The sequence below is a fragment of the Streptomyces sp. SDT5-1 genome (genome assembly GCF_052245995.1).
Taxonomy (GTDB): Bacteria; Actinomycetota; Actinomycetes; order Streptomycetales; family Streptomycetaceae; genus Streptomyces.
In genome coordinates this window covers 3988482-4011137 of record NZ_CM125963.1, presented here as the reverse complement: position 1 = coordinate 4011137, position 22656 = coordinate 3988482, and the positions used below count along the sequence as shown (strand labels likewise).

19 protein-coding genes are annotated in these 22656 nt (G+C 72.2%); 8 read left to right on the top strand and 11 right to left on the bottom strand.

The genetic code is table 11. The features are described 5' to 3' along the window. Window positions 1–49: 49 nt before the first annotated feature. Window positions 50–3094, bottom strand: coding sequence for an NACHT domain-containing protein (locus ACTWJ8_RS18490; RefSeq protein ID WP_443264559.1), 3045 nt, complete (start codon window positions 3092–3094; stop codon window positions 50–52). Between the two features lie 433 nt (window positions 3095–3527). Here ACTWJ8_RS18490 and ACTWJ8_RS18485 point away from each other — a divergent pair, with 433 nt between their 5' ends. Further along, window positions 3528–4223 (top strand): M23 family metallopeptidase, encoded by a 696-nt coding sequence (locus tag ACTWJ8_RS18485; protein WP_356389691.1) that lies wholly within the window; start codon window positions 3528–3530, stop codon window positions 4221–4223. A 20-nt stretch (window positions 4224–4243) separates the two neighbouring features. Here ACTWJ8_RS18485 and ACTWJ8_RS18480 read toward each other — a convergent pair whose 3' ends face one another. Then, window positions 4244–4825: a TetR/AcrR family transcriptional regulator gene (locus ACTWJ8_RS18480; RefSeq protein WP_356389689.1), complete on the bottom strand. Its 582-nt coding sequence runs from the start codon at window positions 4823–4825 to the stop codon at window positions 4244–4246. 131 nt (window positions 4826–4956) lie between these two features. Here ACTWJ8_RS18480 and ACTWJ8_RS18475 point away from each other — a divergent pair, with 131 nt between their 5' ends. Continuing rightward, window positions 4957–6537: an MDR family MFS transporter gene (locus tag ACTWJ8_RS18475; RefSeq protein ID WP_443264558.1), complete on the top strand. Its 1581-nt coding sequence runs from the start codon at window positions 4957–4959 to the stop codon at window positions 6535–6537. Here the strand turns inward: ACTWJ8_RS18475 and cseC are convergent. From cseC to ACTWJ8_RS18445, 6 genes are all read right to left on the bottom strand, one after another. Beyond that, complete coding sequence (gene cseC, locus ACTWJ8_RS18470; RefSeq protein WP_443264556.1) at window positions 6534–7883, bottom strand: two-component system sensor histidine kinase CseC; 1350 nt, start codon at window positions 7881–7883, stop codon at window positions 6534–6536. The two genes, ACTWJ8_RS18475 and cseC, sit on opposite strands and share 4 nt — an antisense overlap. Window positions 7884–7905: 22 nt before the next feature. Next, on the bottom strand, window positions 7906–8634 hold the full coding sequence (gene cseB, locus ACTWJ8_RS18465) for a two-component system response regulator CseB (RefSeq protein ID WP_356389683.1): 729 nt from the start codon (window positions 8632–8634) through the stop codon (window positions 7906–7908). Between the two features lie 48 nt (window positions 8635–8682). Then, on the bottom strand, window positions 8683–9321 hold the full coding sequence (locus ACTWJ8_RS18460) for a hypothetical protein (RefSeq protein WP_356389681.1): 639 nt from the start codon (window positions 9319–9321) through the stop codon (window positions 8683–8685). An 83-nt stretch (window positions 9322–9404) separates the two neighbouring features. Continuing rightward, window positions 9405–9956 carry a SigE family RNA polymerase sigma factor gene (locus tag ACTWJ8_RS18455; protein WP_356389679.1) on the bottom strand — a complete coding sequence of 184 codons (552 nt, stop codon included), beginning with the start codon at window positions 9954–9956 and terminating at the stop codon, window positions 9405–9407. Window positions 9957–10132: 176 nt separating this feature from the next. Then, entirely contained in the window at window positions 10133–11032 is a 900-nt protein-coding gene (locus ACTWJ8_RS18450) for an A/G-specific adenine glycosylase (RefSeq protein ID WP_356389677.1), read from the bottom strand. Window positions 11033–11103: 71 nt separating this feature from the next. After that, the gene (locus tag ACTWJ8_RS18445; RefSeq protein WP_356389675.1) at window positions 11104–11769 is read right to left on the bottom strand and encodes a phosphatase PAP2 family protein; all 666 of its coding nucleotides are present in this window, start codon (window positions 11767–11769) and stop codon (window positions 11104–11106) included. 132 nt (window positions 11770–11901) lie between these two features. Between ACTWJ8_RS18445 and ACTWJ8_RS18440 the strand changes: the two genes are divergently transcribed. Beyond that, the gene (locus ACTWJ8_RS18440; RefSeq protein ID WP_443264554.1) at window positions 11902–12711 is read left to right on the top strand and encodes a hypothetical protein; all 810 of its coding nucleotides are present in this window, start codon (window positions 11902–11904) and stop codon (window positions 12709–12711) included. 16 nt (window positions 12712–12727) lie between these two features. Here the strand turns inward: ACTWJ8_RS18440 and disA are convergent, their stop codons facing one another. Next, window positions 12728–13852, bottom strand: a complete 1125-nt coding sequence (gene disA / locus ACTWJ8_RS18435; RefSeq protein WP_356389671.1) for a DNA integrity scanning diadenylate cyclase DisA — start codon at window positions 13850–13852, stop codon at window positions 12728–12730. A 91-nt stretch (window positions 13853–13943) separates the two neighbouring features. Next, complete coding sequence (radA, locus tag ACTWJ8_RS18430) at window positions 13944–15350, bottom strand: DNA repair protein RadA (RefSeq protein WP_443264553.1); 1407 nt, start codon at window positions 15348–15350, stop codon at window positions 13944–13946. A gap of 226 nt (window positions 15351–15576) precedes the next feature. On the opposite strand from radA, the gene ACTWJ8_RS18425 reads away from it, so the two are divergent. Further along, window positions 15577–17259 carry a BACON domain-containing protein gene (locus ACTWJ8_RS18425; RefSeq protein ID WP_356389667.1) on the top strand — a complete coding sequence of 561 codons (1683 nt, stop codon included), beginning with the start codon at window positions 15577–15579 and terminating at the stop codon, window positions 17257–17259. Window positions 17260–17283: 24 nt separating this feature from the next. Here the strand turns inward: ACTWJ8_RS18425 and ACTWJ8_RS18420 are convergent, their stop codons facing one another. Beyond that, on the bottom strand, window positions 17284–18135 hold the full coding sequence (locus tag ACTWJ8_RS18420) for a hypothetical protein (protein ID WP_443264551.1): 852 nt from the start codon (window positions 18133–18135) through the stop codon (window positions 17284–17286). Between the two features lie 80 nt (window positions 18136–18215). Here ACTWJ8_RS18420 and ACTWJ8_RS18415 point away from each other — a divergent pair, with 80 nt between their 5' ends. From ACTWJ8_RS18415 to ilvD, 4 genes are all read left to right on the top strand, one after another. Then, a complete protein-coding gene (locus ACTWJ8_RS18415) occupies window positions 18216–19148 on the top strand; it encodes a Ppx/GppA phosphatase family protein (protein ID WP_356389663.1) in 933 nt (310 codons plus the stop codon). A 98-nt stretch (window positions 19149–19246) separates the two neighbouring features. Further along, a complete protein-coding gene (locus tag ACTWJ8_RS18410) occupies window positions 19247–20071 on the top strand; it encodes a sugar phosphate isomerase/epimerase family protein (protein ID WP_356389661.1) in 825 nt (274 codons plus the stop codon). Then, window positions 20068–20694, top strand: coding sequence for a TetR/AcrR family transcriptional regulator (locus tag ACTWJ8_RS18405; protein WP_356389659.1), 627 nt, complete (start codon window positions 20068–20070; stop codon window positions 20692–20694). The genes ACTWJ8_RS18410 and ACTWJ8_RS18405 overlap by 4 nt, the downstream gene beginning before the upstream one ends. Before the next feature lie 107 nt (window positions 20695–20801). Then, a complete protein-coding gene (gene ilvD, locus ACTWJ8_RS18400) occupies window positions 20802–22655 on the top strand; it encodes a dihydroxy-acid dehydratase (protein ID WP_356389657.1) in 1854 nt (617 codons plus the stop codon). Window position 22656: the final 1 nt, after the last annotated feature.

Sequence of the window (22656 nt, the reverse complement as noted above, 5' to 3'; positions counted from 1 at the left end):
GGCCCGAGCCGTTCCTGAGGGAACGGCTCGGGCCCACCCGTTTTCGCGTTCAGCGCTGGTCGACGGTGACCTCGGCGTCCGGGAAGAGGCGGGCGTAGCGCTCGTACGGGAGCGTGGCGCCGGGCGCCGTCTGGAGGACCACCTCGCGTAGGCCGGGCAGGCGGTGCGGGAGGGGGCCCAGGTTCTCGGTGCAGAGCAGACCGGCGAGGCGCAGCGTCTCGATGCCGGGGAGTTCGGGCAGGGCCTCGATGGAATCGCGGTGGTCGGTGAAGAGGACCTGGTTCACGTAGAGGTGTGTCAGGGCGGGGAGTCCGGTGACGTGGCGCCAGTCGTCGGCGGTCGGCGCGGCCGTGAGCCGGCCGAGGCTCAGCGTGGTCAGCGTGGGCCAGGCGTCGAGGCCTCGCAGGCCGGCGTCGCGGGTGGCGTCGCCGCCCAGGAACAGGTACTCCAGTGGGGCCCCGGTCGGCAGTGCGTCAGCGAGCGAGTCGACCGTGATCTCCCCGTTGAGGGACAGTCGGCGCAGCGAGTTCAGGGCGGACAGGCCCGTGACGTCACTGTGCCCGTACGTGAGGTCGACCAGCGGCAGACCGGCGAGCGAGCCGAGCCCGTGGGCGGCAGGGCAGCCCGCCACCCACAGCCCGGACAGGGCCGGGAACGCGGTCAGGGCGCCGAGATCCCCGGCCAGCGGGTTGTCCTGGAAGTAGACGAGCCGGACGGCGCCTGGGTCGGGAACCGCGTCGATCACGTCGCGCGGCGCGTGCGGGCCGCGGAACTCCAGGCGCTTCCAGGGCCGCATCCCGGCCAGGGCGGCGCGCTGCTCCGCGGTCTCGCAGGTGATGAGCAGGCCGCTGCGCACCAGGTGGTCCAGGACCTCGGCCGCGTACTCCTCGGTGGGGAACCGGCTCCAGGTGCCCGCGAGCTGGCGCCGCACCTTCAGCGACGGGTGACCGCGCAGTCGGCGCAGAACACCCAGCGCGCCCGCCGGTTCCAGGCCCCCGAGGAGCGATGCGGTCACCGCGACACCGTGGGCCGCGTCGTCGTCGAGACCGTCCGGGTGCGGCAGCAGCTCCAGGACCAGCGGCCCCGCCTCGGCCAGCTTCTTCGCGTCCTGGGTGGTGCGCGGCGGGATCAGGGCGGCGGCCCGGTGCTCCACCTCGGCGCGGACCGCCGGGTCGAGGGCCGTCGCGTGCTCCAGGGAGGCCAGGGCGAGGAGCGTGAGTCGCGGCCGGTCGGGCGCCAGCAACTCGCGCAGCAGCTGGGCGCGTTCGCCGGGGCGGGCGTGGGCGACGGCCATCCGGATCGCGTCCTCGCCCTGCGGGTCATCGGCGAGGCGCTGCACGAACGGGAGGGCGTGGCCCTCCTCCACGGCGTAGCGGGCGGCGAGGTAGTCCTGGAAGGTGCGGTGGCCGAAGTCGACCGTGTCGGGGGCGGGTTCGCGCAGCAGGCCGCTGCGGAGCAGCAGGGTGTGCAGGACGGTCGCCGCGTCGCCGTGCGCCGCCGCGGCGGCCACCGCGGGCAGCCGCCGCTCCAGCGCGCCGATCGCGTGCTCGCGGCTCATCTCGGTGCGGCCGCTGAGGACCAGGGCGTACGCGAGGTGCTGGAGGAGGTCGAGCTGAGCCTCCTCGGCGAGTTCGGGCACGGCCATGCCGCGCTCCCGGTCGCGCCGGTGCAGCAGCATCGTGAGCGCGGCGTCGTACAACTCCTTGCGCCCGGTGGGCAGATAGCCGCGCCGCTCACGGTGCAGGGCGCAGATCAGGCCGCACATCAGGGGGTTGGTGGCGAGGCGCGCCAAATCCCTCTTGGTGCGCAGGGAGTCGAGGAGCGCGGCCTCGTACGGGAGTGCGTCGGCGGCCGTGTGCCAGCGGTGCACGAACGTGGCGACGTCGGCGGGCCGCATCGGCGGCAGCTGCACCTCGCGGAAGTCGTGGTCGGCGAGCCAGGCGGGACGTACGGCGGTGGGGCGCGAGGTCAGCAGCCAGCGGTTGCCCGGATACGCGTCGACGAGGGCGAGCAGCCAGTCCCGCACCCGGTTCCGCTCGGCCGTGGGGATCTCGTCGAGGCCGTCGACGAGGATCAGGGCGCGGGAGGCGGTCAGTACGCGCTCGGCCCATCCCGCGGGCGCGCCCAGCGGGCAGGAGACCGCCGTCAGGAAGGCGTCGGGCGCGGGCAGCGGCCCGGCGGCCAGGGTGCGCAGCGGCAGCACGAACGGAACCCGGTCGCCTTCCGCCGCGGCGCGGGTCGCCAGCCACTGGATCAAGGTCGTCTTGCCGGATCCGGCTTCGCCGCGCAGCAGCACTCGCTCGCCGCCGCCCGCGGCGAACGCGTCCTCGGCGCGGAACCGGACGGTCGCCGGGCTCTCGTCGGGCGCCGCGTCGAAGGTCTCGGTCCGCGCCGCGGTCGCCTCCAGGCTCAGATACGCCACGTCCAGGGGCCAGCGCTCGGGGGAGTCGCGCAGGTCGATGCCGTAGATGGTCAGATGCCGGTGCCGGTCGGCGACGTACCGGGCGTAGCGCCGCTCGAAGGCGGTGTCGGCCGCGTCGGCGGGCGGTGTGCGGGCGATCAGGGCGTCCGTCCTCGCGAGGAGCTCGGCCTGGCCCCTGCTCTGCTCCACCAGCGTCCGCGCCACGAACGTGGAGCGCTGCGTGAAGAAGTGCAGGATGTGCAGGCAGGCCCACTCGGTGAGCGAGGCGAGGAAGTACGTCGCGTCGGCCGAGAGCTCCGGTGCGGGGGCCGCGCGGCGCAGGGCGTCCGCGAGGGCGCGCGGACCGAGCCGCACCGCCTGCACCTCGTCCATGGCCAGATCGCCCAGCGCGTGCAGGGTGCGGGCCAGGGCGAGGACGACCGGCTCCGTCTCCTCGTACGGGAACGGGGGCTCGCCGGGCCCGGTGACGGCCGCATCGACCAGCTTGCGGGCGAGCCGTTCGAGGTCGGCCTCCGTGAGGGTGCGCTTCTCGCCGCGGAAGGAGACCAGGCCCGAGATCCGGACCGGCCTGTCGGTGAGGCCCGCGCCCGGGCCCTCCCGGACGAGGAGTTTCCTGAGCGCCGGGGCGACGGCGCTCGCGGCCAGACGGGTGCCGAGGGCAGCGGGATCCATGCCTCGGGAGCGTAGCCCCGGTCACATCCGGAAGGGGTTGGATCTTGCCCTCCGGTGACTTGTCGCACAGGACGTGCGTCACGTACTAACGGAAATAGTGAGAGAGAGGCGGTTCGCGCCTCTCGTTACACAGTCGATGGGTTCCGGTGAATTGTCCGTTTGGCTGGAAAGGTGCCGTCGGCGGGCGTGCGCGGCCCGGGCGTACGGCGATGAAGTGGGGTTAAACCCAGGATGAGGCCATAAAACGGACGACCTTCGGTCCGGTTCCGCGAGGGTCCGTGCGGCGTGATCGTCCGGGGTGGACTACGAGGACATGTCGTAGATGACGGTTTTGGGCGGCGATGGGGGGCGGGGTTACCAAGGGATGGCCGACCCGGCAGCACGAGGCAGTGCGCCGGGTCCCCTCATGTCCCCCTTCGAGAGGTCCCCCCGCATGTCGAAGCGCACCCAGTCCCACCGTTCCAGCACGCCGATGCTCCGCAAGCGGGCTGCCGTCGTGGCCGCCGGATTCGGTGTCTCGGCGCTGCTCGGGACCGGGGCCGCGGTCGCCGACTCGGCAGACACCGCGGCGCTCCCCGGTATCGCAGCCAGCTCCGTGAAGGCCCAGGCCACCGCCCAGGCGAAGGCCGCCGACAAGGCCGCGAAGGCCGAGAAGGCCGAGAAGGAGGCCGCGGCGAAGAAGAAGGCGGCCGCCGAGAAGAAGGCCAAGTCCTGGATCGACCCGGTCGAGCACTACGAGCTGTCCGCCGGCTTCTCGCAGGGCGGCCACATGTGGGCCAGCGGCCACCACTCCGGCCAGGACTTCGCCGTGCCGATCGGCACCGACGTCTCCGCCGTGCACGGCGGCACCGTCGTCAAGGCCGGCGGCAACGGCGCGGGCGACGGCCCCGCCTACGGCAACGCCATCGTCATCAAGCACAGCAACGGCACGTACTCGCAGTACGCCCACCTGTCCCGGATCGACGTGAAGGTCGGCGACAAGGTCGGCACGGGCTCCCACATCGCGAAGTCCGGCAACACCGGCAACTCCAGCGGCCCGCACCTGCACTTCGAGATCCGTACGACGCCGGACTACGGCTCGGCCGTGAACCCGGTGAACTTCCTGAAGAAGGAGGGCGTGCACGTCTGACGGTGCGTGCCGCGGGCCCCTCAGCCGTGATGGGCCCGGGTGACCAGGTCGGAGGCGACCTCGAGGATGGCCTTGCGCTTCTCCTCGGGGTCGCCTTCGACGTCCCTGAGGATGAACATGCCGGCGTGCATCGAGATCAGCGCGCTGAGGCAGCGGACCCGGTCGGTCAGCGAGACGTCCTCGGGCAGCAGGTGGTCGAGCAGCGACGTCATCCGCTCCTTGAAGTTCTCGCCGATGCTCAGCTCGCGCATCGTCGCCTGGTTCTCCTGCATGAAGCGGAAGAGCGGGGCGGCGTCGGCCAGCGCGCTGGAGTAGCGGGAGAGGATCTCCAGCTTGGCCTCCAGCTCCGGAGGCTGCTCGGCCGCCCAGGTGATCACGTCGTCGATCGGCTTCATCAGGTCCGTGAAGAGGCTGACGACGATGTCTTCCTTGGTCTTGAAGTGGTAGTAGAGCGCGGCCTTGGTCACACCGAGGCGCTCGGAGATCTCCCGCAGGGACGTCTTCTCGTAGCCCTGCTCCGCGATGAGTTCCAAGGTCACGTCCTGGATCCGCTGGCGGGTGTCCCCGCGGCGCTGCTGCGGCTTGCTGCTGCCCGTGACCATCGGCTGCTGCCCTTCGTGCCCTTTGAGAAAAACTTACTTGACGCCCGGCTAGTTGGCGCTCTACTTTCCCCATTGTAGGTAACTAGCCGGGCGACAAGTAAGTCCCGGGTGACGCAGGGGGAGTGGGGACCATGACACAGGCAGCGGCGCAGCCCGTCACAGTGGAGCAGAAACCGGCGAAGCAGCCGCGCAGCGTGCGGGTCGTGCTGCTCGCGCTGATGCTCGCCATGCTGCTCGCCATGCTCGACAACATGATCGTGGGCACCGCGATGCCCACCATCGTCGGCGAGCTGGGCGGGCTCGAACACCTGTCGTGGGTCGTCACCGCGTACACCCTCGCGACCGCCGCCTCCACCCCGATCTGGGGCAAGATCGGCGACATGTACGGCAGGAAGGGCGCCTTCCTGACCTCCATCGTGATCTTCCTGCTCGGCTCCGTGCTCAGCGGAATGGCCCAGGACATGGGCCAGCTGATCGGCTTCCGTGCCGTGCAGGGCCTCGGCGCGGGCGGGCTGATGGTCGGCGTCATGGCCATCATCGGCGATCTGATCCCGCCCCGTGAGCGCGGCAAGTACCAGGGCATGATGGCCGGCGTGATGGCGCTCGCCATGATCGGCGGACCGCTCGTCGGCGGCACCCTCACCGACCACCTCGGCTGGCGCTGGGCCTTCTACATCAACGTGCCGCTCGGCATCGTCGCCCTCGTGGCGATCACCGCGGTCCTGCACCTGCCGAAGAAGCGGGCCTCGCACTCCGTCGACTACTTCGGCGCCGCGCTGCTGACCGTCGGCATCACCTCGATCGTGCTCGTCACCACGTGGGGCGGGACCGAGTACGCCTGGGATTCCGCCGTGATCATGGAGCTGATCGGGATCGGCGTCGCCGCGCTCGTCGGGTTCGTGTTCTGGCAGACCAAGGCCGCCGAGCCGATCGTGCCGCTGCACATCTTCCGCAGCCGGAACTTCACGCTGATGTCCGTCATCGGCTTCATCACCGGCTTCGTGATGTTCGGCGCGGTGCTCTTCCTCCCGCTGTACCAGCAGTCCGTGCAGGGCGCGTCCGCGACCAACTCCGGTCTGCTGCTCCTTCCGATGCTGCTCGCGATGATGGTCGTCTCGCTGATCGCGGGACGGGTCACCACCAACACCGGCAAGTACAAGGTGTTCCCCGTGGTCGGCAGCGTGCTGATGATCGTCGGGCTCTTCCTGCTCGCGCAGATGGACACCGGGACCTCGCGGTTCACGTCCGGGCTCTACATGGCCGTGCTCGGCGCGGGCATGGGCTGCCTGATGCAGATCACGATGCTGGTCGCGCAGAACAGCGTCGAGATGAAGGACATGGGCGTCGCGTCCTCGTCGACGACCCTGTTCCGTACGCTCGGCTCCTCGTTCGGCGTCGCCATCATGGGCGCGCTGTTCAACAACCGGGTGCAGGACGTCATGGCGGAGCGGGCCGGGGCGCTCGGCGGGAAGATCACCGAGCAGTCGGCGCAGCTGGACGCGGCGAGCCTCGCGAAGCTTCCGGCACAGGCCAGGGACGCGTACCAGTACGCCGTCTCGTCCGGCACGCACTCGGCGTTCCTGCTCGGCTCGATCGTCGCCCTTGTCGCCCTCGTTGCGGCGGTCTTCGTCAAGGAGGTCATGCTGAGGGGCGCGGGCCCGAAGGACGAGGAGCCCGCGGACAAGGTGGCCGCCGCCGAGCCCGCCGCCTAGTCGGGCAGCCGCACCATCGGAAAGCTCCCGGTGTTCGTCGGAGCGTGCTCCGGCAGCCACAGCACCGCCACGGCGCCCTCGGCGGGGGCGCCGTGGTCCGCTCCCTGGGGGCGGATGTTCCGGAACGTGAGGCGTGCGCCGAGCACCCGGGCCTGCCCCGCCGCGATCGTCAGACCGAGCCCGTGCCCGTGCCCCGCACGGTCCGCGGCGCCGGTGCGGAAGCGGCTCGGCCCGTCCTCGAGCAGCTCCTCCGGGAAGCCGGGCCCGTGGTCGCGGACCCGAAGGACCCGGCCCTCGACGCTGACCTCGATGGGCGGACGGGCGTGCCGCGCCGCGTTGGCCAGCAGGTTGAGCAGGATCCGCTCCAGGCGGCGCGGGTCCGTCGTCACCTCGGACTCGTGTATCACCCGCACGGTGACCCCTTCGGCAGCGCGGGCCGCGACGCGGCGCTCGACGAACTCGCCGAGCATGATGTCCTGGAGCTCGGCCCGCTCGGCGGCGCTGTCGAGCCGCGCCACCTCCAGTACGTCCTCGACGAGCGTCCGCATCGCCTGCGCACGGTCCTTGACCAGTTCGCTCGGCCGGCCGGGCGGCAGCAGCTCGGCGGCCGTGAGCAGCCCGGTGACCGGGGTGCGCAGCTCGTGCGCGATGTCCGCGGTGACCCGGCGCTCGGCCTCGAGCCGCTGCTTCAGCGCGTCCGCCATCGCGTCGACGGCCTGCGCGAGATCGTCCGTCTCGTCCCGTACGACACCGCCGATGGCCCGCCGCACCTGTACGTCGCTCTGTCCCGCGGCGACGTCGTGGGCCGCGCTCGCCGCCTTGCGGAGCCGCCGCGAGAGCTGGCCGCCGATGAGCACGCCGAGCGCGCTGCCGCCGAGCACGACGGAGATCGAGCCGATGAGCAGCGCCTTGTCGAGGTCCTTCATCACGGTGGCGCTGCGGTCGGCGAACCGGGTGTGCACGGAGAGGATCCCGCCGTTGCTGAGCGGGACCGCGGCCCAGATGTCGGGGACGCCGCTGGCCGACTCCGACACGTAGGTGACGCGCCGGCCCTCGCGGGCCTTCAGGCGCAGATCGTGCGGGAGCGCCGGGTCGTCGACCTTGAAGCCGACGGGCAGATTGCTGCCACCGCGCGCCTCGTACTGCCGCTGCACGAACTGGATCCGCTCGTCCTGCACGTCCCGCGCGTTGTCCAGCATCGAGACGCGGGCCGCGTTGTGCACGACGAGGCTGAGGGCCACGGCGACGAGGGCGCCCACGAAGGCGATGGCGACGCTGATCTTCCAGCGCACACCGGTGCGCAGCCCGCGCGGGATCCAGGAGCGGGCAGCCTTCCCCCTCTTCATATGCGCTGTCCCATCAGCCCGGTCAGGCCTTGAGCTTGTAGCCGAAGCCGCGGACCGTCTCGATGCGGTCCTGGCCGATCTTCGTGCGCAGCCGCTGCACATGGACGTCGACGACGCGGGTGTCGCCGCCCCAGCCGTAGTCCCAGACCCGCTCCAGGAGCTTGTCGCGGGAGAGCACCGTGCCGGGCGCCGAGGAGAACTCGAGGAGGAGGCGCATCTCGGTGGGCGTCAGGGCCACCGGCTGCCCGGCCTTCCTGACCTCCATGCCGTCCGTGTCGATCTCCAGATCGCCGAAGCGCAGCGCCCCGTGGTCGGGCGCCGGGGCCTCGTCGGCGGCGCCCGACCGGGCCGCCGCGCCGCCCGCGTGCCCGAAGCGACGCAGCACGGCACGGATCCGGGCCACGAGCACCGCCCCGTCGAACGGCTTGGTCACATAGTCGTCGGCGCCCGCCTCCAGGCCGAGCACCACGTCGATGGAGTCGGCGCGCGCGGACAGCATGATCACCGGAACCGTCGACTCGTCGCGGATCCGGCGGCACAGCGAGACCCCGTCGAGCCCCGGCACCATCACGTCGAGCAGCGCGATGTCCGGCCGCTTCGAGCGGAACGCGTCCAGGCCCGCGAGCCCGTCCGGCATCGCGGTCACCGCGAAACCGTCGCGCTCCAGGGCGAGCTGGGTGGCCTCGCGGATGACGTCGTCGTCCTCGACGAACAGGACGTGCGTCGGCTCGCCCTTGCGTTCACCGCCCATGACACCCATCCGTTCTCTCCTCCACCACGTAGGCCCTCACCGGGCGGCTCAGCCGTCGCCGTCCGAGGGCGCCGGGCTCTCTCCGTCCACCGCGTTGCTGTAGTCGTTGTGCGTGCGGCTCTGCTGGGCGAAGTGCTTCCCGCTCCACCGGTACGTGAGGATCTCCTCGCCCGACGGAGACGCGACCGAGTCGCCCTTCTCGTACACCTGCTTGGTGACCACGAGATCACCCCGGTCGATCTCGGCGTACACCGGGGGCTCCTCGTCCCGGAACACATTCTTGTACGTGCCGCCTTCGTCGCGATACACGTACGTGCCGATGCCGACGGCGTCTCCGCAGGTCATCACGTTGACCACGACGTCGCTCCGGGAGCCGCCGGTCAGCGTCCCGTAGCTCACGTCCACCGGGTACTCGTCGGCCACGCACGGCTTCAGGTCGCGCTTGATGTCGGCGCTGACCTTCGGGTCCTTCTTCACCATCCGCACCGCGGCGGCCGAACTCGGGGCGCTCGGCGAGGCGGAGGGGGAGGGGCTCGCGCTGCTCGCGGCGGCCGTGGAGCCGACCGGGTCCGAGCGCGCCGGGCCCTCGTCGCGGGGGCCGGTGCCCCCGGCGGAGCACGCCGCGAGCGCCCCGGCGAAAAGCCCGAGGGCGGCGAGCCCGGCGATCACCGCGCCCCCCGCCTTCATGCCCCGCACCAGAAGCGCACGCCCCCGACACAGGGACGCACGCCCCTGCCTCAGGGACGTACGAATCCCGGCGGCACGTATGCCTAGGCCGCGCAACGCTCCCGCTCCTCACGTTCGAGCGCGCGGGCCACCAGTTCCTCACGGTCCCGCTTCTCCAGCTCCTCACGGAGCCGGGCAAGGGCCCGGTGCAGCGTGCTCTTCACGGTTCCGGCCGACATTCCGAGAGCGGCGGCCGTCTCCTCTGTGGACATCTGCTCCCAGTGTCGCAGCACCACGACACTGCGCTGCTTCGGAGCGAGCACCTTCATGACGTCCATCAGCAGGGCGCGGTCCGCGTGCTGCTCCGTCGAGTCGTCGATCGAGGACTCCGGCAGCTGCTCGGTGGGCACTTCCTCCAGCTTGCGGGCGCGCCACCACTCGGTCCGCGTATTGATCATGACGCGGCGCAGGTAGGCGTCGGCGAGGCGCTTGTCCGCTATGCCGTCCCACCGCCCGTACGTCCGCACGAGCGCGGTCTGCAGCAGGTCCTGGGCGTCGACCGGGTCGGGCACCAGCCGCCGGGCGCTGCGCAGCAGAGCGTCCTGCCGCGTCCGCACGTACTCCTCGAACTCGAGCACCTCACCGCCGTGCGCCATGATCAACAGCCTCCCGCTTTCCCGCACATCCCCGTGGTCCGCACAGATCCTGTGCGGTTACGAGGAAGAAGTTACGGAGGAGTTGTCACGGCGCTGTCCGCACAGGACGGCGGCGAACGCACGACTGTCCGTCGGTTGTGTAACGAAAGTAAGGGCGGCCTAAAAACGGCCCGCGATCAGCCCATCGGCAGCCGGTAGAGGCCACCCGCGAGCGGCTCCACCAGACCGTCGTCGACGAGACCGTCCAGGGCCCTCGCCCGCTGCACCGGATCGTCCCACACCCGGTCGAGCGCCGCCTGCGGCACCGGCGAGTCGGCCTCCCGCAGCACCGCGAGCAGCTTGCCGCGCACCTGCCGGTCGGTGCCCGCGTACGTCTGCCCGCGCCGCGCGGGGCCCTCGTGCGCCGGCTTGCCCGCGAGCCGCCACGCGCACATCGCCGCGATGGGGCAGCGGTGGCACTCCTCGTTCTTGGCGGTGCACACCAGGGCGCCCAACTCCATGGAGGCGGCGGCCCACTTGGCGGCCGTGTCGTCCTCCTCCGGCAGCAGCGTCCTGGCCAGCTTCCGCTCGGCCGCGGTCGTCGCGTTCGGCGGGTACTGCACGCCGCCCACGGCCCGCGCGAAGACCCGCCGCACGTTCGTGTCGAGCACCGCGTGCCGCTGCCCGTACGCGAACGACGCCACGGCCGCCGCCGTGTACTCGCCGATGCCGGGCAGCGCGAGGAGCTGCGCGTGCTGGGTGGGGACGTCGCCGCCGTGCCGTTCCGTTATGGCGACGGCCGCGCCGTGCAGCCGCAGCGCGCGGCGCGGGTAGCCGAGCCTGCCCCAGGCGCGGACCGCCTCGCCGGGCGCCTCGGCGGCGAGGTCGGCGGGGCGCGGCCAGCGCGCGAGCCACTGCTCGTACACCGGCAGCACCCGGCTCACGGGAGTCTGCTGGAGCATGAACTCGCTGACCATCACGCCCCAGGGGCCGGCATCGGGGCGGCGCCAGGGCAGGTCGCGGGCGTGCTCGGTGAACCAGTCGATGACCGGTGCGTGGAGATCGGTGTTCTCGGGGTTCTCAGTGAGCGCAGTCATGGCACTTCCGATCCTGCCATGCGAGCCCGCGGGCTCCGGTGGGCACCGCCGGGCCTGTCACCCGGAGGCGGTCACCGCCGGTGCGCGCCGCGCCGCGAACGGCCCTCGGACGTCGCCCCGTACCCGGCCCCGGCGGGACCGGGCCCCGCGAACCAGTGCACCAGCCCGTTCCCCGACCCGCGCATCGCCTCCGCCACCCGGGCCCCCGGCCGTGCAAGGAGTCGTACGACGAGGAAGGCGACAACCGTGCCGAGCAGCAGACCCACCGCGACGTCGTGCGGGTAGTGCACGCCCACGAAGACGCGCGAGAACGCCATCAGGATCGCCATCGGAACCGTCAGCCAGCCGATCCTCGGCCAGGCCAGCGCGAGCCCCACGGCCGCCGCGGCGGCGATCGTCGCGTGGTTGCTCGGGAACGACCAGTCGCCGTACGCCGGGCAGTCGATCAGCGGGGCCAGCGCTCCGGAGACGGCCCGGCAGGGCCGCTCCTCGTCGATCCCCGACTTGACCACCTCGCTGATCACGTACGCCACGGCGGTGCCCAGCGGCGCCAGGACCGCGACGGCGAGCGCCCTCGGGTCGCCGCGCCGGGCCCGCCACCAGGCGACGACGAAGAGCACGGCGAACAGCAGCAGACCGAGTTCCGTCCAGACCTCCATGAGGTGCTGGACCCACGAAGGCATGTCGTGGGCGAAGTCGAGGATGCCGCGATACAGGTCGGAGTCGATGGTTCCCATGGTGACGGACAGTATGCATGACCCCATGACCGTCACTTCAGGGCGGCGAGCGTGATGATGATCCGGAAAACTTGATGCCCGAGGCGGCGGGTGGGACCGGACAACGGCCCGATCTCTCGTAAGGTTTGAGCCGTGGGATCTCTGCGCAATCCGATCGGGCCGCTTCCCTCCTCCATCTATTGGCGACGGAGGGTTGTTCTGCTGTCCGTCGTGGCGCTGCTCGCGCTGCTGATCGTATGGATCGTCAACCTGGGCGGGGGCGGCGGCAACAACGGCGCCGGCGGCTCCGGCGGCAAGAAGCCGACCGAGTCCATCACGCCGGGACCCTCCGGAACGGGGCCCGCGATCAGCGAACACCCCGGCGGGCGCGACGAGTCGGGCGGCGGTGGTGACGGCTCGGGCTCCGGCTCCGGGTCGGGATCCGGCGCGGGGTCCGGCGGTTCGGACGACGCCGCGGGCGGCGACTCCGGCGACGGCGGCGGTGGCGGGGACAGCACGGGTACGTCCTCCGGCGACCAGGTCCCGGCGGGCTCCAGCCTCCCCGACTGCACGGCGGGCACCGTGACCCTCAAGGTGCGCAGCATCCACAACTCGTACGCGCCCGGCGAGAAGCCGAAGCTCCGGCTCGTCGCCAAGAACACCGCGGACAAGTCCTGCAAGGTCGACCTCGGGCCGAAGACCGCAGTGGTCACGATCACCAAGGCCGAGGCGGACAAGCCGTTCTGGGCGTCCGACGACTGCCCCGCGGGCACGGGCAGCATGGTGCTGAGGGCCCCCGCGGGCGGCACGGTGCAGCGGGACTTCACGTGGGACCTGCGCCCGAGCGCCGCGCACTGCGCCACGCCGTCGGCGGGCTCGGCCGGTCCCGGCACCTACCTGGTCGAGGTGAAGGCGGCGCAACTCCCGGAGGCGCAGACGTCGTTCGTCCTCAAGGAGGACTGAGCCGGGTCGGGCCGGGTCAGACGTACCGCTCGAGGATCGACGACTCCGCGAGCCGCGACAGGCCCTCACGGACGCTCCGCGCCCGCGCCTCGCCCACGCCGTCGACCGTCTGCAGGTCGTCCACGCTCGCGGCGAGCAGCTTCTGGAGGCCGCCGAAGTGCTCCACCAGGCGGTCGATGATCGCCCCGGGCAGCCGCGGCACCTTCGCGAGGAGCCGGAACCCGCGCGGCGAGACCGCCGAGTCGAGCGCCTCGGGGGAGCCGGTGTAGCCGAGCGCCCGCGCCACCGTCGGCAGTTCGAGCAGCTCCGCGTGGCTGAGCGAGTCGAGCTCGGTGAGGGCCTCCGCGACCGTGCGGGAGCGCTTGGCCGTGGGCTCGGGAACGTAGTCCCGCGCGACCAGCTCGCGCTCCGGCTCGACGCCCGCGATCAACTCGTCGAGCTGAAGCGCCAGAAGGCGTCCGTCGGTGCCCAACTCCACCACGTACTCGGCGATTTCCGTGGCGATGCGGCGCACCATCTCCAGGCGCTGCGCGACCGCCGAGACGTCCCGGACCGTGACCAGATCCTCGATCTCCAGCGCGGAGAGCGTGCCCGCCACCTCGTCGAGGCGCAGCTTGTAGCGCTCGAGGGTCGCCAGCGCCTGGTTCGCCCGGGACAGGATCGCCGCGGAGTCCTCCAGGACCCGGCGCTGACCGTCCACGTACAGGGCGATCAGGCGCATCGACTGGGAGACCGAGACGACCGGGTAGTTGACCTGCTTGGAGACCCGGTCAGCCGTGCGGTGCCGGGTGCCGGTCTCCTCGGTGGGGATCGTCGGGTCCGGCACCAGCTGGACGCCGGCCCGCAGGATCTTGTCCAGGTTCGATGAGACCACGATGCCGCCGTCGAGCTTGCACAGCTCGCGCAGGCGGGTGGCCGTGAACTCCACGTCGAGGATGAAGCCGCCCGTGCACATCGACTCGACCGTCTTGTCGGAGCCGAGGACGATGAGGCCTCCGGTGTTGCCGCGGAGGATGCGCTCCAGGCCGTCCCGCAGGCCGGTTCCGGGCGCGACGGCGCTCAGTGCGGCGCGCATGAGACTGTCCGCGCCGGAGCTTCCGCCGGACTTGCCGGGAGCTGCCGCCCGGTCGTTGGCTGCCACTGCACTCCTCCGGATCGCAGACTTTGGGGTGCCCTGGGGCTCGGGGCCTGCGACCGGCGCTTCGTACGCACGGGCGAGACCAGGGCAAAGTCTACCGGCGCTGCTCCGGCTCCCGTGGGGCCTCTCGGCGACGGCTATTCGGCAGCACCCGCAGAGCATCGCCCATATCGGCGACTTCCAGGACCTTCATACCGGGCGGAACCTTTCCCGGATCGGCCGGTACGAGGGCGTGCGTGAAGCCCAGCCGGTGCGCCTCCGCGAGCCGCCGCTGCACGCCCGTGACCCGTCTGACCTCGCCCGCGAGGCCCACTTCGCCGATCGCCACGAGGTTCTTCGGCAGCGGGGTGTCGCTCGCCGCCGAGGCCAGGGCGAGCGCCACGGCCAGGTCGGCGGCGGGCTCGGACAGCTTCACGCCGCCCACCGTCGCGGAGTAGATGTCCCGCTTGCCCAACGCGCTGATCCGCCCGCGCTGTTCGAGCACGGCCAGCATCATCGAGACGCGGGAGGTCTCCAGACCGGACGTGGTGCGCCGCGGCGAGGGGATCTGCGAGTCCACCGTGAGCGCCTGGACCTCGGCGACCAGCGGGCGGCGGCCCTCCAGGGTGACGGTCAGGCAGGTGCCCGGCACCGGCTCGTCGCGCCGGGTCAGGAACAGGCCGCTGGGGTCGGCGAGGCCCGTGATGCCCTCGTCGTGCAGCTCGAAGCAGCCGACCTCGTCCGTCGTCCCGTACCGGTTCTTGACGCCGCGTACGAGGCGCAGGCGCGCGTGCCGGTCGCCCTCGAAGTTCAGCACCACGTCCACCAGGTGCTCCAGGAGGCGCGGGCCCGCGATGGCGCCCTCCTTGGTGACATGGCCGACCAGGAGCGTCGACATGCCGCGCTCCTTGGAGGCGCGGATGAGGGCGCCCGCCACCTCGCGGACCTGGGCCATGCCGCCGGGCGCGCCCTCGATCTCGCCGGACGCGACGGTCTGCACGGAGTCCAGGATCAGCAGCGAGGGCTTCACCGCGTCCAGATGGCCGAGCACGGTGCCGAGGTCGGTCTCGGCCGCCAGGTACAGATGGTCGTCGATGGCGTGGATGCGGTCCGCGCGCAGGCGCACCTGGGAGGCCGACTCCTCGCCCGTGACGTAGAGCGTCTTGTGCTGCTCGCTCGCCGACTTCGCCGCGACGTCCAGGAGCAGCGTGGACTTGCCGACACCGGGCTCGCCCGCGACCAGCACCACGGCGCCGGGCACCAGGCCGCCGCCGAGGACCCGGTCGAGCTCGGGCACGCCGGTGGAGCGGGCCGTCGCCTGCTTGCCGTCGACCTGGCCGATGGGGAGCGCCGACGTCGTGACGCGGCCCGGTGTGGTGGTGCGCACGGCGGGCGCGCCGTACTCGTCGATCGTCCCCCAGGCCTGGCACTCCGGGCAGCGGCCCAGCCACTTGGCCGTCTGCCAGCCGCATTCGGTGCAGCGGTAGGACGGACGGTCCTTGGTCTTCGTACGGGCAGCCATGGACGAAACCGTAGCGGGCAGGACTGACAGTGGGCGGGCGCGGCCCGTGCCGCCGTTCTCCGAAGCCGCCCCGAAGCCGTCCCGAGGCCCCCGAAGTCGCCCCGCGTAGCCGTACTGGCCACGGAATGACGGCTTCCTGTCCTCTTTTGAGGGATCGTTTCACCCGTAAGGATTAAATGTGCTCAAGGGGGAGGAAGCCCCCGCGCGCTGAGCCTACGGTCGCACGGTGATGAGCAGCAGGCCGGAAACTCCCACACAGACCACCGGCGCACACCGGGCGCACCGCGCCGGAGCGCGGCGGCAGGGCCAGCACGCCCCACAGCGCCCGCCTGCCCGCTACGAGTCCTGTCTGGACGGCCTGTTCACCTACTGCCTCTCCGTCCTCTGCGACCACGACGAGGCGACCTCCGCACTCGGCGACGCCCTCGCGCTCGCCGAGCGCCGCGGCTCGCGCGCCCCCGCGGGCGACTCTCCCGCCGAGCGCCGCGCCTGGCTCTACGCGCTCGCCCGCTGGTCCTGCCTGCGCCGACTGGCCGAGGCCAATCGGCGCAGGCAGGACACGCAGCCCGGCGGCCGGACGACCCAGGACGGCCTCCTCCAGGAGGAGCGCAGGCGGCAGCTCGCCCAGCTCGCCTGGCCCGAGGCCGCGGGCACCACCCCCGAGCAGCGCGAGGCCCTGGAGCTGGCCGTGCGCCACCAGCTGGCCCCGCGCGAGGTCGCCGCCGTCCTCGGCAGCGATCTCGCCGCCACCCGCGAACTGCTCGCCGCCGCGGCCTGCGAGGTCGAGCGCACCCGCGCCGCCCTCGCCGTCGTCGAGACCGGCAACTGCCCCAGCGTCGCCCGCCTCACCGGGGACAACCAGGTGCTGCTCTCGGCCGCCCTGCGCCGCGAGCTGGTCCGGCACGTCGACGACTGCCCGCGCTGCCGCCGCACCGCCGAGCGCGCCGCGCCCCGCGCCTGGCCCGGCACCTCCGTCACCCCCGCCGCGCTGCCCCTCGTGGAGGCCCCGCGCCCCGCCCTGCACTTCGCGATGCACGGCCGGCACCCCGGCGCCCCCCGCTTCGACCGGCGCGGCTACCCCATGGACCCCAAGGACCGGGCGGCCCGCCGCGACCGGCTCCGCTCCCGCGCCGTCACGACGACGGTCGTCGCCACCGTGGTCGCAGCCCCCGTCCTCGCCCTCTGGGCGGCCTACCGTGGCGCACCGCTGACCGGCGAGGCCGCCGACGGCCGCTCCGTCACCGCCAGCGAGGACGGCGGCCCCGACCACCTCGACGGCGAGCGCACCGGAGGCGCGTACGAGAACGCGGGGAACGCGCGGACGAGCCCCGACCCCGGCTTCACCGCGGGCAGCCGCTCGCCCGATGTCTCCGTGGAGGTCACCTCACCGCCCGCGCACGCGGGGCGCGGCCCGGGACGCATCACCGTCGAGGCCCAGCCCAGTGGCAACGCGACGCTGATCACGCTGACCGCGTCCGGCCGCTCGCCCGTCGACTGGACCGCCTCCACGGACGCCTCCTGGCTGTACCTGAGCCAGTCGTCCGGCACGCTCCGGCCCGGCGAGTCCCTCACGATCAGCGTCTACGTGGACCACTACCGGGAGCCGCGCGGCCACTGGACGGCGCACGTCGGGATCGACCCGTCCGGCGCGGTCATCTCCCTCGACGGGTACGGGGGTTCGGGCTCGGGCGGCGGCGGTTCGACCCGCCCCTCGCCCACCCACTCCGTGCCGACGTCCCCCTCGCAGCCGACGCCGTCGCCGACGCGCTCCTCGCCCGACCCGACGAGCGAGCCGCCGAGCCCCACGCCGACGCCGAGCGACCCCGAGCCCACCGACTCGGGATCCCCGTCCGACTCGCCCTCGCCGTCCGACTCCGGGGGCTCGGGCTCCCCCTCGGGAACGCCCTGAGGCCCCCGGCCCCCGATGTCCTCCTTACGCCGGGTCGGCGGGGTGCGGGGCGATCAGCGGCAGCCCCTTCGGGGCGGCCGCGAGCCGCTCCTCGCACAGCTCGACCAGCTTGTCGTAGCCGGCCTTGCCCATCAGCTCGGTGAGCTCGGGACCGTACGAGACGTAGACCGGGTCGCCCGCCCCGTGCGCCGAGGTCGCCGACGTGCACCACCAGTGCAGGTCGTGGCCGCCGGGGCCCCAGCCGCGACGGTCGTACTCGCCGATCGAGACCTGGAGCACCTTGGTGTCGTCGGGCCGCTCGATCCACTCGTACGTACGGCGGATCGGCAGCTGCCAGCAGACGTCCGGCTTCGTCTCCAGGGGCTCGCGGCCCTCCTTGAGCGCCAGGATGTGCAGCGAGCAGCCCGCGCCGCCCGCGAAGCCCGGCCGGTTCTGGAAGATGCAGGAGCCCTCGTACGGGCGGGTCTGGCGCTCGCCGTCCTCGTCCGTCGACACCCAGCCGGTCTCGACGCCCACGTCGTGGTGCTGCCAGATGTCCGGCGTGAGCCGGGCCACGTGCTCCGCCACCCGCTTCTCGTCGTCCTCGTCGGAGAAGTGGGCGCCGAGCGTGCAGCAGCCGTCGTCGGCGCGGCCCGCCTGGATGCCCTGGCAGCCGCTGCCGAAGATGCAGCTCCAACGAGAGGTGAGCCATGTCAGATCGCAGCGGAAGACCTGCTCGTCGTCCGCCGGGTCAGGGAACTCGACCCATGCGCGCGGGAAGTCGATGGGCTTCTCGTCCGCCGCGTTCCGCTGCTTCTGGAGCGCCTTCTCCGGCTTCGCCGACTTCGTCTTCTTCTTGTCGCTCTTGTCGGCCTTGGCCTTTTTCGTCTTTGGCACGGCTCCAGGGTAAAGGCGGTGACGTCTTCCACAGGACCTTCCGGGCCGGGCACGCCGCCCGGAGCAGTAGCGTTCCTTATATGAGACTCGGTGTCCTCGACGTGGGTTCGAATACGGTCCATCTGCTCGTGGTGGACGCGCACCCCGGCGCCCGCCCGCTGCCCGCGCACTCCCACAAGGCGGAGCTGCGGCTCGCCCAACTCCTCGACGAGCACGGGGCGATCGGCCCCGACGGCGTCGACCGACTGATCGGCACGGTCGCGGAGGCCCTGGAGGCGGCCGAGGACAAGGGCGTCGAGGACCTGCTGCCGTTCGCGACGTCGGCGGTGCGCGAGGCCAGCAACGCGGACGACGTGCTCGCCCGCGTGAAGGAGGCCACGGGCGTCGAACTGCGCGTGCTCAGCGGCGAGGAGGAGGCGAAGCTGACGTTCCTCGCGGCGCGGCGGTGGTTCGGCTGGTCCGCGGGGCGGCTGCTCGTCCTCGACATCGGCGGCGGCTCCCTGGAGATCGCGTACGGCATCGACGAGGAGCCCGACGCGGCGGTGTCGCTGCCGCTCGGGGCGGGGCGGCTCACGGCCGGGTGGCTGCCCGGGGACCCGGCGGATCCGGACGACGTGAAGGCGCTGCGGCGGCACGTACGGGCGCAGATCGCGCGCACGGTCGGCGAGTTCAGCCGGTTCGGGGCGCCGGACCATGTCGTGGCCACGTCGAAGACCTTCAAGCAGCTCGCACGGCTCGCGGGAGCGGCGCGGTCGGCGGAAGGGCTGTACGTCCAGCGGGAGTTGAAGCGCAAGTCCCTCGAGGACTGGGTCCCGCAGCTCGCCGCGATGACGACGGAGGAACGCTCCGAGCTCCCCGGCGTCTCCGAGGGCCGCGCGGGCCAGCTCCTGGCCGGGGCGCTGGTGGCGGAGGGCGCGATGGACCTCTTCGGCGTCGAAACCCTGGAGATCTGCCCCTGGGCCCTCCGCGAGGGCGTCATCCTCCGCCGCCTCGACCACCTCCCGTCGCCCTGAACCGGGTCGGTCGGTCGGCCGGGGCGGGCGGGGATGCGGAGCCCCGTGACGCGAGGGTGGGCCGCCCCCGGCGGACGGCTGGGCCGTACCCTGTCTCCGTGGCAGAACCAGTGGTGCGCATCCCGGATGCGAAGGTCGCCCTGTCGACGGCCTCCGTCTACCCGGAGTCGACGGCGACGGCCTTCGAGATCGCCGCGCGCCTGGGCTACGACGGCGTTGAGGTCATGGTCTGGACCGACCCCGTCAGCCAGGACATAGAGGCCCTGCGCCGCCTCTCCGACTACCACCGCATCCCGATCCTCGCCGTCCACGCGCCATGTCTGCTGATCACGCAGCGCGTGTGGTCCACGGACCCGTGGGTGAAGCTCCAGCGCGCGAAGGCCGCCGCCGAGAAGCTCGGCGCGTCGACCGTCGTCGTGCACCCCCCGTTCCGCTGGCAGCGCCAGTACGCCCGGGACTTCGTCCAGGGCGTCTGGCGGATGGCCGACGAGACGGATGTGCGCTTCGCCGTCGAAAACATGTACCCGTGGCGCTACCGGGACCGCGAGATGCTCGCGTACGCCCCCGACTGGGACGTGACGAAGGACGACTACCGGCACTTCACGGTCGACCTCAGCCACACCGCCACCGCCCGCACCGACGCGATGCAGATGATCGACCGCATGGGCGACCGCCTCGGCCATGTCCACCTCGCCGACGGCAACGGCTCGAACAAGGACGAGCACCTCGTCCCAGGCCGCGGCACCCAGCCCTGCGCCGAACTCCTCGACCGCCTCGCCGTGAACGGTTTCGACGGCCACGTCGTCATCGAGGTCAACACGCGCCGCGCCATGTCCAGCGCCGAACGTGAGGCGGACTTGGCCGAGGCCCTCGCCTTCGCTCGCCTGCACCTGGCGTCGGCGGCGCGGGTGCCGCGTTCATGAACGACACGAGCGAGACCACCGAGCCGGTGCGGCGCCGCGGCCGTCCCTCCCGTACGGAGAGCGGCGACACCCGGGCCAAGATCCTCGACGCGGCCCGCGACGAGTTCGCCGCCCGCGGCTACGACAAGGCGTCGGTGCGCGGCATCGCCAAGTCCGCGGGCGTGGACTCGGCCCTGGTCCACCACTACTTCGGTACGAAGGAGCAGGTGTTCGCCGCGTCGGTCGAGACGGTGCTCGCCCCGGCGCTGCGGGCCCCCGCGGCCATGGAGGAGGGCCCGCTGGAGGAGGCGGGGGAGCGCATGACCCGGTTCTTCTTCGGCGTGTGGGAGTCGCCCGCGACCCGCGCCCCGCTCCTCGCGATCCTGCGCTCGGCCGTGAACAACGACGTGGCCGCGAGCGTCCTGCGCCGGCTCGTCGCGAGCCGGATGCTGGCGCGGATCGCCCAGCGCGTCGACCTGCCCGAGGGCGAGGCCGAGCTGCGGGTCACGCTGGCGGCGGCCCAGCTGGTGGGCACGGCGATGCTCCGCTACGTGATGCAGGTGGAGCCCCTGGCCTCCGCCGACCCGGAGCGGGTGATCGCCCGGATCGCCCCGGTGGTGCAGCTGCACCTGACCGGACCCTGAACCTCATGTGAGACGCCCGTCCCGTCATGCGGACACTCTGTCCGGAGCGCGGATCGGCGGCGTAGGCTCGACAAACAGTCTTTGTACGCCCAAAGGAGCGAGCGACGATGCCCGAGCTGAGGTCCCGCACAGTCACCCACGGCCGCAACATGGCGGGCGCCCGCGCCCTTATGCGCGCCTCCGGTGTACCCGGTGCGGACATCGGCCGGAAGCCGATCATCGCGGTCGCCAACTCGTTCACCGAGTTCGTCCCCGGCCACACGCACCTGGCGCCCGTCGGCCGCATCGTCAGCGAGGCGATCACCGAGGCCGGCGGCATCGCCCGCGAGTTCAACACGATCGCGGTCGACGACGGCATCGCGATGGGCCACGGCGGCATGCTGTACTCGCTGCCGTCCCGCGACCTGATCGCCGACTCGGTCGAGTACATGGTCGAGGCGCACTGCGCCGACGCCCTGATCTGCATCTCGAACTGCGACAAGATCACCCCCGGCATGCTGATGGCGGCGCTCCGCCTCAACATCCCGACGATCTTCGTCTCCGGCGGCCCGATGGAGGCCGGCAAGGCGACCCTCGTCGACGGCACGGTCCGCAAGCTCGACCTGGTCAACGCGATCAGCGACGCCGTGAACGAGAACGTGTCGGACGAGGACATCCTCCGCATCGAGGAGAACGCCTGTCCGACCTGCGGCTCCTGCTCCGGCATGTTCACCGCCAACTCGATGAACTGCCTGACCGAGGCCATCGGCCTCTCCCTGCCGGGCAACGGTTCGGTGCTCGCCACGCACACCGCCCGCAAGGCGCTGTACGAGCGCGCGGGCGCCACCGTCGTCGAGCTGGCCAAGCGGTACTACGACGAGGACGACGCGACCGTCCTGCCGCGCAACATCGCGACGCACGCCGCGTTCGAGAACGCCATGGCGCTCGACATCGCCATGGGCGGCTCCACGAACACGATCCTGCACCTGCTGGCCGCCGCCCGTGAGGCCGAGGTCGACTACGACCTGGCCGACATCGACGCCGTCTCGCGCCGCGTCCCGTGCCTGGCCAAGGTCGCGCCGAACGCCGCGCCCACCACCACGTACTACATGGAGGACGTGCACCGGGCCGGCGGCATCCCCGCGCTGCTCGGCGAGCTGTACCGGGGCGGTCTGCTCAACGAGGACGTGCACACGGTCCACTCCAAGTCCGTGAAGGAGTGGCTGGACACCTGGGACATCCGCAGCGGTTCGGCGTCCGCCGAGGCGAACGAGCTGTGGCACGCGGCCCCCGGCTGCAAGCGCTCCGCCGAGGCGTTCTCGCAGTCCGAGCGCTGGGACACCCTCGACACGGACGCGGCGAACGGCTGCATCCGCGACGTCGCCCACGCGTACTCCAAGGACGGCGGCCTCGCGGTCCTCAAGGGCAACCTCGCCGAGGACGGCTGCGTCGTGAAGACGGCCGGCGTCGACGAGTCGATCTGGACGTTCGAGGGCCCGGCCGTCGTCTGCGAATCGCAGGAGGAGGCCGTCGAGAAGATCCTCCTCAAGCAGGTCAAGGAGGGCGACGTCGTCGTCATCCGCTACGAGGGCCCCAAGGGCGGCCCCGGCATGCAGGAGATGCTCTACCCGACCTCGTACCTGAAGGGCCGCGGCCTCGGCAAGGCCTGCGCGCTCGTCACGGACGGCCGCTTCTCCGGCGGTACGTCGGGCCTGTCCATCGGCCACGCCTCGCCCGAGGCCGCCGCCGGTGGCACCATCGCGCTCGTCCAGGACGGTGACCGCGTGCGCATCGACATCCCGAACCGCGGCATCGAACTCCTGGTCAGCGACGAGGAACTGGCCGCGCGCCGCGAGGCCCTGGGCGGCGTCTACGCCCCCAAGTCCCGCGAACGCAAGGTCTCCGCCGCCCTCCGCGCCTACGCCGCGATGGCCACGAGCGCCGACAAGGGCGCGGTCCGCGACGTGTCGAAGCTCGACTGAC